Here is a 12268-nt window from a genome sequence, read left to right on the forward strand (position 1 = left end):
CACCCCGGATTATGCTTATACTTAACCGATAAATGCTCTACCATAAAAACAAAAAAACCGAGGCTCGCACCCCGGTTTTTTTGTTTCAATAGTATCGGATGTTACCTACTGAGCTGCGTCAGTACAGAACTGCCCATCAGTTTGCCACTTTTGTTATAGGATTCCTGCTTTACCATGCCCACACCTTCGGCCAGCCATACACGCGATGGCATCGTTTGGTTGGACATCATCATCTTGGTGCGGGTTTCACTATAGATCACGTAACAGTCAAATGTGCCTGCAGGAGTGGTCACACTTTCCTGTTTTTCCACCTTTCGGTTGATGGTCTCCACGTCCATGTTCATGTTCATCACACCGCCCATTTTCATTTTTACGTTCACATTGCTGTCGGGCAGTTCTTGGCCAACGGATAGATTGTTGGGCAGTTCCACATCGGTTCCGGTGATGTCCATTTCCATTTCACCCATTTGGCTGAGCATCTGCTCGTTCATCAGGGACTTAAAATCAATACGGACCACATTTCCATCACAGGTGATATCGTAATCAGAGGAAAAAGTGTTCCCTTTTTGATCCGAAATTTCCATGACCATGGTTGCGGAAACGGTATCGCCCGATTCGTTCACATTGGTGACCTTGTAATCCATCTGGCCTTCTTCCTTTCCTTTTTTGTCATAGTTGGTGTACTGTAGGGAGGTTCCTTCCACCAAAGGGTAATATTGGCTGCAACTGGATTGCGCTACGGTCGTTCCGACCGTAAAGCATAGGGCGGCAAGCAAGAGAAAATAATGTTTCATGTTTTGGTTTTTTATTTAGATTTTAATGAATTCGACCCTTCGGTTCTGGGCTTTTCCTGCAGGGGTGCTGTTGTCCTCGACCGGGGTGCTTTCCCCTTTGCCTTCAGAGCTCAGGCGGTCGGAAGAAATGCCGTAAACCGATACCAAGGCATTTTTAACGGCTTCGGCCCGCTCTTTGGAAAGTTTGAGGTTGCTCTCATCCGAACCGTCGGAATCTGTGTGGCCCACAATGTTGAGTTTCATGGCAGTCTCTTGTTTCAATACTTGGGATATCTGAAGGATGATGCCCATGGACTGGGGCTGGATGTTGGCCGAGCCCACGTCAAAAAGAATGCCGTTGGTGGAGACCTTTCCTTCGGAAATGAGTTTTCTGCGAAGGTCCACACCGCCTTCGGCCACTTTGAGGTTGCTGATAAAGATCTGTTCCTTGCCATCTTTAATGCCGTTCACGTTGAACTTCAAAGAGGTGAGTTTGTGCTCTGGGACCATTTTGGGAATGTCCACATATTTTATCTCGTTCACCCAAAGCCTGAACCTGGCCTTGTTCACCGCAATGGAGATATGGGGCTGGTTGAGCACTGCTTCCCGGATATCTGACCTTACATCGCTGTTAATGGGGGATCCCTCTCCGCGAATGTAGTTTCTCAATCCGATGCTGAACAGGGCATATTGGCCTACGGGGATGAAAGCCTCAACGTGATGGTCTCCCTTTTCAAAGTTTTTGTCATCGCTCAAAAGTACTTCCATGCCTGCTGTTGACGAGGTTTGGCCGTCAATGCCATTGGTCAAAAGATCAAATTCAATGGTGTATTCCTCGGGCAGGTCGGGGATGTTGGGAAGATAATAGATGCTGTAGCCAGGAATGAGTTTCAACCATTTTTGGGATGACTGGTCCGTGGTGACCACCTCACCGCCGCCGTTGGTGTTCCATTTGGAAGGAAAGTCTCCGATAAAGTCATTGGCGAAATCATCGAAGAACAAAAGTTTGTCCCCGGGCACATAATCAAATTTGCTGTAAACGGTGATGGATTTGGCGGCTGGCTGTCCAGATTTTCCTGTACTAGGGTTGCCCACGTTGCCTGAATTGGTATTGGAAGGGTTGTCGTTGTCCGGTGGGTTGGTGTCCGGGGCCTTCTTATCGCCTGATCCCGGTTCCAAGATGCTGTCCAGCGCCTGGTCTGTTTTTTTGGAGGTTTCATTTTCCACGCGGCGCTCTATGGTGCGTTCCGCGGCACTTTCGGCCTTTTTGGCCAGTTTTTTAAGAAATTGAGCATTCATACTTGCCCCTGCCATCAGTGCTATGATCAAGCAGTAGAGAGGCTTGTTGGAAGTTTTCATTCAATAGTGTTTTTTAGTTCGGTTTAAAAAAAATTCCCGAGAAAAATACTAAAAAACAGTGTTTGTTCCCCTGAAAATGTATGGGTTGTATGTAGAATTGTATGGGTTGTTTTGGCTCAGTTCAATTTATAGACTATCAATGAATTGCCTTGGTCCTTGGCCACCAATTCCAGTTTTTTGTCATTGTCCATATCCGTGAGGTCCATGGCCGAGCTACCATATACGGGAAAACCGGCAATGGGTTCCGCTTGACTGTCATAGAGGTATATTTTTTGGTTCTGGATGTCGGTCACGCTCACATAGATCTTGTCATGGATATAAAAGATCTTGGGTTTGGAATAGACGCCCAGTTCCAGTTCCACTTTCTTGCCCCTGATACTAAGGACATTGTCGTCCATGAACACGAGGGTGTTGCTGGTGGCATACATACCATGGTCCTTGTTCATATTGAAATTGGTCGCGGTCAGTTGCCCCTTCGTATCTATCTGGTGCAGGACGCCATCCGTATTGGTCACCGAGAATTTGTTCTTATATAGGTATACTTCGTTGGCGGAAAAATTGATCTTCTCAGCAATCTTGATCCGTTCGCTGCCGGTACGATGCAATACCTTTAAGGTATTGTCCTCGAGTTTGAAGACCAAATAATCCTTGTTGGCCATCCGGAAATGCTTCGGTGCGCCCAAAATAGTACTCGGTGCTTCCGTAAAGGTGAAACCACTGACAATCTTCGCTTGGTTGTTGTACATGAACACCTTTTTCCCTTGGGTAATGACAAAGCGATAGTCCTTTCGACCGTCATAGTCAAAAACGGCCAAAGGATTTAGGTTGCCGCCTTCAAAATCGATTTTGAAAGGAGGTACAACTTCCCCATTGCGGTCCACGATCATAAATTGGTCATTGGTACAGAAGGCCAATTGCAACCTTCCGTTCTTGTAGATGTCCACCTGCTGGATAGATCCTTGGATGCGACCGTCCAGTTGTTTGGTCCAAAGGACCTTGCCTTCTGTTGAGATCAGGTAAAGGACATTGTTCTGGTCCTGGACCACAATTTCCTGTTTGTTGGTCCTGTGGTTCTTCACGAACTGTGGATCTAGGGCCAGGTCGGTATCCAACTCCAAGGTGAACAGCGGGGAGACCGTATTGCTTTCCTGTACCGCACCAATTTTTGAGGCCAATATGTTGAAATGCGCAAAATCGGTATCCGACACAAGTTGCGAGGCAATGGCATATTCGTCCAAGTCTACTTTTTTAATGGATTCGGACATTTCGGGTGCCAAGTCCTGTTCGGCAAAAAAATCGACACCGGAGCCATCCGATATAAATAGGATACTGGACTCATTGGCCAACGGTGCCTTTGCCGTTTTGTACACGGTGGAATTGGTGAAGGAGGCACCACTTTTGTAATTGCTGATGACCGTTTGCAAAGGTTCTATGTCCTGCGCGAAGATGAAACTATTTTCCAAGATGGTGCAGAAGTTGGATTCAAAGTCCTTGACCAATGGCGCAAATGCTCCTGTCAGAAAGTTTTTGTCCTGTACCCCCAAGATCTCGCTTCCCTGATAGGCATCGGAAGAGGTCTTGCCACTGTCCAGAAAATCATAGAGGCTTTCGGTGCCAAAGGAATTCAGCATTACCACTTTTTGGTTGTTCAGATAAACGATGCCCACTTCTTCAATGGTGTTGAAAAGGGAGTCCACGGCCTTGGTCCTGTCCAAATACGTATTCTGGTTTTTGGCGAAGACTTGGTAATCGTCAAAAGTATAGGAAATCAACGCTTGGGTGTTCATGGGAGCATACTGGGGCGTTTTGTTGGCCAATGGTGATGTCCCTTTGAACAGGTTGATGAAATTTTTGGTGGAATCCGGTGCCATGGCGATGCCGTTGAGGCTCACCCTATCAGAATTTGCACTAAAGTCCAAAGAAACCCATTCGGACAACGGTTTTTTGGTTTTGTCTTCTTTGACCGAAAGCAGGGAAGGGTTTTCGTTCAAGTTAAGGAAAAATGTGGCCGATTTGTTGGGGGATGTGGTCCCGTATAACCTTCGTAAGGTCGGGTTGATGGGATTGGCGTCTTTGGTACGGATCATATTCTCCATGAGCAACAGGGAAGAGGCCATTACAAGCTCTTTGCCTTCGGACAGGCTATAGATCTCATTTGAGCCGAGGGTATATTTGACAATGGAGGTGTTCTGGTAGGTCAAGGTCTCAACAGTCTTGTCCGTCACTTTTTCCAGATCAAAGATGTCGGGATGGTTCGGGGCGACCATGACAAAGTCATAATTGTCCTTTCCTACCTCATATAGGGCCAAAAGACAGGTCGCTTTGGTCGATACATATCCCAGATTGTCCAGTTTACCCCCAAGCCCCTCATAAGGGGAAAGCCCCTTGATGTTCGTCAAAAAGGAGTTGTTCTTCAACTCGCTTTTGAAATTGGAGAGGTTTTGGATTTTGATGACCAATGTGGGGTCAGGGGGGAGGTGTTCCAAAAGTGAATCCTTGGTCTTGACCTCCTTTGTACATGAAAGGGCCAAAACGCTGAGCAAGCAGAACCAAATCTTAAATCTCATTGCCGAAGTTTCAAACAAAGTTAGGATTTTTAAATATCCAGAGTCAATTGTTCGGCGAGTAGTCTGAAGCTTTTTCTATGATAGGGACTGATTCCGTATTCTTTTATGGCTTCCCGGTGCTCCCTGGTGGGGTAGCCCTTGTTCTTTTTCCAGTTGTACATGGGGAATTCCTCATGGATCTTGGCCATGTATTCGTCCCTATGGGTTTTGGCAAGTATGGATGCAGCGGCTATGCTCATATATTTCCCATCACCCTTCACAATGCATTCATGGTCAATGTTCGGGTAGGGTTTGAAACGGTTCCCGTCCACCAATATGAAGGAAGGGACTTTGGCCATGGAATCCAGTGCACGGTGCATGGCCAAAAAGGAGGCGTTCAAGATGTTGATCTCATCGATCTCCTCCTGAAATACGTGGCATACGGAGAAAGAAACTGCTTCGTGTTCCAGAATTTCCCTTAAAATATCACGTTTGGAATGGGATAACTGCTTGGAATCGTTGAGGGTACTGTTCGAGAATCCTTCGGGTAGAATGATGGCGGCGGCGGTGACCGGACCGGCCAAACAGCCCCTTCCGGCTTCGTCCGTTCCAGCTTCAAAAATATCTTTGTAATAAGATTTTAACATATGCCTTAAATAATTAACATAAATTCATTAATAAATGACATGTTTATAAATAATTTGTTAAAAATTTTCTTACAATACTGATAAACAGCTATGTGTGGTTGGTTAATGTGTTAATTTTAAGAAAAATAGTGATAAGACTCCTTTTTCACTAGCATCTTTTAACCTGTTAATTTTTTTGAATATTAACTTTTTATATTGATTTTTGGCTCGACTAATTCAAAAAATGAAATAAATGAGAGCTAAGTTAGCATGGATGCTAGCACCCTTCTTGGTGCTTTGCATGTCTTTCTCTTACGGACAAGAGAAAACAATTTCAGGTAGCGTGACGGACCAAGGCGGTTTGCCACTTCCTGGTGTATCTATTGTGGTCGTTGGAACCTCAAGTGGAACACAGACGGATTTTGACGGTAATTATGTTATTTCTGCAAGTGAGGGCCAAGTGTTGCGCTTTAGCTACATTGGGCAAAAGACCGTGGAAAGAACAGTTGGGACTTCTACAACTGTGAATGTGCAGATGGAAGAGGACGCACAGGCCTTGGAGGAAGTCGTCGTGACTGGTTACACCTCACAGAGGCGTTCGGACATTACTGGTTCTGTTGTAAAGGTTGATTCGGAAAAATTGGGGGAGATAATCACTCCTTCTGTGGACCAAGCCTTACAGGGGAATGTTTCTGGTCTAACGGTATCTGCTACTTCGGGTACGCCAGGATCAACGGCAAACATTCGTATTAGAGGTATTAGCTCAGTCACAGCCGGTAACGAGCCTTTGTATGTGATTGATGGTGTTCCAGTAAACAGCGGTAGCGTAGGGACAGACGGTGCTTATTCTTCGCTGTCTGCTCTAGCCGGTATTGACCAAACCAATATTGAGTCTATCACGGTACTGAAAGATGCTTCTGCTACGTCCCAATATGGTGCGAGAGATTCTAACGGTGTAATCTTGATAACCACAAAAAGTGGGCGTGCTGGAAAGACTGTATTCAGTATAAACAGCAGCTATGGGTTTCAAAACGATGCCATAACAGGTCCTGTGCCATTGACAGCCGCACAACGTTTGGAACTTGCATCTGAGGCCTATTTCAATGACGGTATTTTCGGTTCCAAGCAGGACGCCATGGATGCACTTCTGGCCGGACCTTATGCTGAGTGGGATGCGAATGGTCGTCCTGAAGCTCGTTGGGACAGGGCTGTTGCCAATCGTGATGCGATAATCCAACAGCATAGCTTTTCTGCATCAGGAGGTGGGGAAGGACATACCTTCTTCGCATCATTGGGATATATGCAGCAAGAGGCTACTGTAGTGGGGTCTGAATTTGAAAGGATCTCAGGGTCTCTTAACTTTTCAAAGGATTTGACGAAAAACATAACTTTTTCCACTAACAACCAGGCTTCCCATATGTATCAGGATGCCTATTTGGAAACCAGTGCTTATTTTGAAAGTCCAAGGACAGCGAAGTTTTTCCTTTCGCCTTTGCTTACTCCTTTCAATCCTGATGGTACGCCAAACCAGTTTGGGGGATCAACGCCAAATCCACTTTATTTGGTGGAAAATAATGTGAGCGATAACAGGTTGACACGTATTGTGACCAATAACAATGTGACTTGGGATTTCGCCAAGGGCTTCACTTTTGGTTCCACATTCAATGTGGATTTGCAATTGTACAACTTCAGGACATATTCCAATCCTGAATATGGTTATGGTGAGCCAACCAGTGGGGATGCAAGCCAATATGATAGAACCAATGTTTTCTATGTGTTCCAAAATTACTTGGATTACGCACTGGAGTTAAACGAAGATCATAGGTTTGACTTTAAGGTATTGCAGGAATATCAGGCAAACCGTCGTTATTTCGTTGGAGGCGCTGGGCAGAGCTTTGCCGATGGAGGCCTTCAGAACCTTGATAACTTGGGAACTCCTACTTCCATAAATTCGTCTTTCAACGATTGGTATGTTGGTGCATATCTGGGAATGGTGAAATACTCTGCTTTTGATAGTCGCTATGTACTGGATTTGTCCTACAGAAGGGAAGGAAATTCCCGTTTTAGCAAGAAAAATCGTTGGGGTAATTTCTGGTCCGTGGGTGCGGCCTGGAACTTGAACAAGGAGAGCTTTTTGGCTGATTCCGAATGGATCAATGCCCTTAAGTTACGTGGTTCATATGGTGTTACAGGTAATGCCCTTATCGATACCAACCAATTCCAATCCCTGATTGGTTTTTCCAATGACTACGCAGGAGAGGGAGCTGGGTACTTGTCTACTTTCGGAAATGAAGATTTGACTTGGGAGACCTCCCATACATTGGATGTAGGTGTGGACTTTGGCCTATTCAACAATGCGGTAAGTGGTAGCTTTGCCTATTTTAATAGAGATTCCAAAGATCTTTTATTGCAAGTTCCACTTTCAAGAACTACTGGTTTTACAAGTCAAATACAGAACATCGGTGAGCTGAACAACAAAGGTTTTGAAGTTGATATCAACTTTAACATCATCAATAATGATGACATGAGCCTTAGTTTGGGAGGGAACATATCCAAGGTCAAGAACGAGATCACCAAATTGCCTACCGACCCCAATGGAGTGGAAAGTACTATCACCACAGTTAGGACCAGAATCGAATCTGGGCATCCTGCCTATGCATGGTATATGCCTACTTGGGCCGGTGTAAACCCAGATACAGGCCAAGAAGAGTGGTATGTAAATGGAGTTGATGGTGCCACTACTAACAATTTCAATGATGCCGAGGCAGTATTTCAAGGAGGTAATGCAGTACCTACTACTACAGCTGGTCTTAACCTGAACTTTTCTTATAAAGGCTTTTTCTTGAATGCCACAGGTTATTATGCAGGTGGACATAAAGTATATGAGGGATGGCATCTTTACTTGCACCAAAATAATGGATATCCCCTGACGGTATATAATGGATACAACACTTTGTTGGATCGTTGGCAACAGCCTGGGGACAATGTTCGTTATGGAGCTCCAACAACAGGTGGGGAACCATGGCAGAGACATTCCAAGTTTTTGTACGATGCTGATTTTATCCGTTTACGTGCACTTACGGTTGGATATGATGTGCCTTCCAAGGCATTGGAAAATGTTGGTTTGACCAAACTTAGGTTCTTTGTAAGAGGAAATAACTTACTGACTTGGGTGAAAGATGATAACCTACTGTATGATCCAGAAGTGGACGTGGATAGTCAGAATGGAACAGTTGATCCAGGTGAGATCGGGCTTGAAACACCTCCAGCTCGTTCAATTTCCTTAGGTGTAAATATTAATTTCTAAGAAGATGAGAAAAAGAATGACAAATAAGTTCAAATATATACTGTCAGTAGTAGCAGTACTAAGTATGCTGGTGGCCTGTACTACGGATAGTTTAGATCCAACCCTTGCACAAAGTAAGAATGCTGAGGGAAGTATAACAAAAGTGGACAATCTTTACAGTATTTTGAAAGGCGCCCACAATGTACTGACTGGTGCAGGTTATTACGGACGAGATATGATCGCTACCAATGAGGTGCGTTCGGATAATTGTTTCTCCAATGGTAATTCAGGTAGGTTCACCACTCAAGGTGAATTTGAATACAATTCAAATACCGGATTTATGTGGGAAGAGGCTTACGAAGTAATAGCAAATGCCAATGTCATTATCAATACTGACGTGACAACTCTTGAAGGAGATCAAGCGTATGGTCAACATCTTCAAGGTGCTGCATTGATTTTGCGTGCCCTTGCGCATTACGATTTGCTTCGTGTATATGGTCAGCAACATGCGGAAGGCGGAAATCTTGGTGTGCCCATCGTAACTGAATTCAAAGGAGAGGACTTATATCCGTCCAGAAATACAATCGATGAAGTGAAGACAGCTATTTATAACGATCTTCAAACGGCTTTCGGTATGATGGATTCCAGTTATGACTCCTCAAAAACCATAGTGTCTAAGTTTGTGGCCAAAGCTTTGGAAGCTCGTGTGGCTGTCTATTTTGGTGACTGGGACCGTGCTGTTTCGGCTTCTGAAGAAGTTATTGGCTCTGGAATGTATTCCATTATACCTGCAGGATCTTTTGTGGATAGCTGGAAATCAGATGGAGGGGCCAATGTGCTTTTCGAATTGGCCTTTAGTGAAGCAGATAATCAAGGACCCAATGCGCTTTCATACATATACAGATATCCAGCCGATGCCCCTGGGGGTTATGGAGACTTGCAAGTGGTTGATGATGTGATTGACCTTTTTGAAGCTACTGATGTGCGTATAGACATTTTGGGATATCAAGATGGGGGAACCCGTCTCCGTAACATGGGCAAATACCCGGACACCCCTGTTGGAGCGGACAACATCCCACTTTTTAGATATGAAGAGGTAGTCCTTAATTATGCAGAGGCGTTGTTGGAAACAGGAGGTGATGCGCTTACGCAATTGAATTTGATCACAAGCAATAGAGGTGCCACACCATACGTTTCTGCGACTAAAGACAATATTCTTTTGGAGCGCCGCAAAGAGCTTATGTTCGAAGGTTTCCGTTTTGATGATATGATGAGAACAGGTATGGATGTACCATATTGGGGTACTATCCAAAACCTTTTGGGTACACAATCGTATCCAAATAATTTGTTTGCATACCCAATACCTATTGGAGAATTGAATGCAAATTCAAATATGGAGCCTAACGAAGGATATTAATCCGGTTGTGTGAAAAAGTAAAAGCCCCCAATATTTGGGGGCTTTTTTTATGGAAGAACTTTTCACATTTCTTTAAAAACAAAACTTTTACCTTTGTCGGACCAATACCATGGAATGAAATTTCTGATTTTTACCCTACTCTTTTTATTGGGGCATACTTTATCCGCACAACAAGACTCCCTCCCTCCCCAAAAAGAGGTGGATTCCATAAAAGTGGCACCAGCTGACGCATTGGGGGTAAAACAAATGGATTCTGTACGGATAGATTCCACAAGGACAACAAAGCCAAAATTGAAAAGTGGTCCGCCACAGACCTTGCAAACAGACTCTGTTTCCATAAAGGATTATAAGCTCATTTCATACCAGAGGGATACCACTTCCTTGGATACCACACTCACCATTCGTAAGGAATACAAGTACAACTACCTTCGAAAAGACGATTTTGAACTCATGCCCTTTGCCAATATGGGGCAACAGTACAATGAGCTGGGCAGGGATTTCTCGACTGTTTCATACTATCCAAGGATCGGGGCCGAGGCAAAGAACATGGGTTATTTTGAAAAGGAAGACATTACCTATTATAATGTCCCTACCCCTATGACGGAGCTCATGTTCAAGACAACAATGGAACAGGGGCAGTTTTTGGATGCGTTGCTCACATTCAATCTATCTAGAAAGTTCAACGCGTCCATAGCGTATACAGGATTTCGTTCCTTGGGAAAATATAGGTATGAGCAGGCCCAGGATGGCAAGTTCAGGGTCACGTTCAATTACGAGACCCAAAATGGAAGATATGGTCTTAGGGGGCATATTGCCGCGCAGGAACTCGAAGATGAGGAGAGTGGAGGGCTACTGGATAGAAGCCAGTTTGAAGATGGAGAGGACGATTTTCAGGATCGGGCAAGAATCGATCTTCGCTACACCAATGCCGAGAACCGTATACTGGGCAAGCGCTATTTTTTCGATCATAAGCTCAAACTGGTCAACCATAAAAAGGATTCCACCGATACGGACCCCACAACTTTGGCCCTAGGCCATGAATTTGCCTATGAGACCAAGCTCTACGATTTTGTCCAAACGACCCCGCACATTTCCCTTGGGGAAGATCCCTTCCAAGTGCCTATTGAGGATAGGGCAAGATTAAAGACCATGTACAACAAGGGGAGTGTGGAATTTTCGAACAAGACCTTGGGGAAATTGTCCGGGAATATTGCCCTATACAATTACAACTATTATTTCAACAGTTTGCTGATTACCGAAGAGGAAACCATCCAGAACAAATTGGATGGACAGGAAATATCGGTCGGTGGGGCCTACTCCAATAGGATAGGGCCTTTGTTTTTGAAAGGAAATATCAATTACACAGTTTCGGGTGAGCTTACGGGCAATAACTTTGACGGAATGGCCCGTTACAGGATAAATGATGATTATGTCATTACAGGCGCTATAAATGTATCCTCGCGCATGCCCAATTTTAACTACCTGCTGTACCAAAGTGATTACAGAAACTTCAATTGGCAGAACAATGACACTTTTGAAAACATAAGGGCCAAGACCATCAAATTCAGTTTCGAAACAAAGAACTACGGACTTTTGGAGGGACAGTACAGTACTCTGGGCAATTATACCTATTTCGCTTCAACGGCCACGCAGGAGCAAATGGACAATGCGCAGGAAACGGCATTCGTGCGACCGTTTCAAGAATCCGGTACGGTGAACCACCTAAAATTGAAATACACCAAGGAGCTCAAATGGCGTAAGTGGGCACTCATGAACACGGTCATGTACCAGAATGTTACACAAGACAACCAGGTGTTGAACCTGCCCGAATTGGTGACAAGGAACACACTATATTTTTCCAGTGATGTGTTCAAAAAGGCGATGTTCTTGCAGACAGGCATCACCTTCAAATATTTTACCGCCTACAATATGGACGCCTACAATCCATTGTTGGGGGAGTTTTACATACAGAACAATGAAGAATTTGGTGCATATCCGTTATTGGATGTTTTTATAAATGCCAAAGTGCGGCAAACAAGGATTTATTTGAAGGCGGAACATCTGAATTCCATCTTTTCCGAGCCCAATTATTATTCTGCGCCCAACTACCCCTATCGTGATTTTGTGATACGATTTGGATTGGTTTGGAATTTCTTTTCATAAAAATTTTAGTGTTCTGGATAATGTCAATGTTGAAAAACAAGCACTTACATTTTTATGGAATTTTATTTCAAAAAAATACTGTAAAACATTTTGTGGAG

Annotated in this window: 7 protein-coding genes; 3 read left to right on the forward strand and 4 right to left on the reverse strand. The window is 44.3% G+C overall.

Going from position 1 to position 12268, the window contains the following annotated elements; genetic code table 11:
- Nucleotides 1-101: 101 nt before the first annotated feature.
- The 4 genes from FOT42_RS08860 to FOT42_RS08875 all read right to left on the reverse strand — a co-directional run bounded on the left by FOT42_RS08860 (nucleotide 102) and on the right by FOT42_RS08875 (nucleotide 5325).
- Nucleotides 102-794: a TapB family protein gene (locus FOT42_RS08860; protein ID WP_151890209.1), complete on the reverse strand. Its 693-nt coding sequence runs from the start codon at nucleotides 792-794 to the stop codon at nucleotides 102-104.
- A 15-nt stretch (nucleotides 795-809) separates the two neighbouring features.
- The gene (locus FOT42_RS08865; protein WP_151890210.1) at nucleotides 810-2132 is read right to left on the reverse strand and encodes an OmpA family protein; all 1323 of its coding nucleotides are present in this window, start codon (nucleotides 2130-2132) and stop codon (nucleotides 810-812) included.
- A 116-nt stretch (nucleotides 2133-2248) separates the two neighbouring features.
- On the reverse strand, nucleotides 2249-4699 hold the full coding sequence (locus FOT42_RS08870; protein WP_151890211.1) for a ribonuclease HII: 2451 nt from the start codon (nucleotides 4697-4699) through the stop codon (nucleotides 2249-2251).
- Nucleotides 4700-4728: 29 nt separating this feature from the next.
- On the reverse strand, nucleotides 4729-5325 hold the full coding sequence (locus tag FOT42_RS08875) for a ribonuclease HII (protein ID WP_151890212.1): 597 nt from the start codon (nucleotides 5323-5325) through the stop codon (nucleotides 4729-4731).
- A 232-nt stretch (nucleotides 5326-5557) separates the two neighbouring features.
- On the opposite strand from FOT42_RS08875, the gene FOT42_RS08880 reads away from it, so the two are divergent.
- The 3 genes from FOT42_RS08880 to FOT42_RS08890 all read left to right on the forward strand — a co-directional run bounded on the left by FOT42_RS08880 (nucleotide 5558) and on the right by FOT42_RS08890 (nucleotide 12170).
- Nucleotides 5558-8611: a SusC/RagA family TonB-linked outer membrane protein gene (locus tag FOT42_RS08880; RefSeq protein WP_226789834.1), complete on the forward strand. Its 3054-nt coding sequence runs from the start codon at nucleotides 5558-5560 to the stop codon at nucleotides 8609-8611.
- A 4-nt stretch (nucleotides 8612-8615) separates the two neighbouring features.
- A complete protein-coding gene (locus tag FOT42_RS08885) occupies nucleotides 8616-10007 on the forward strand; it encodes a RagB/SusD family nutrient uptake outer membrane protein (protein WP_151890213.1) in 1392 nt (463 codons plus the stop codon).
- Between the two features lie 114 nt (nucleotides 10008-10121).
- Entirely contained in the window at nucleotides 10122-12170 is a 2049-nt protein-coding gene (locus FOT42_RS08890) for a putative porin (protein WP_192938353.1), read from the forward strand.
- The last annotated feature ends 98 nt before the right edge of the window (nucleotides 12171-12268 follow it).

This window comes from Flagellimonas hadalis (genome assembly GCF_007785775.2).
Lineage (GTDB): Bacteria > Bacteroidota > Bacteroidia > Flavobacteriales > Flavobacteriaceae > Flagellimonas > Flagellimonas hadalis.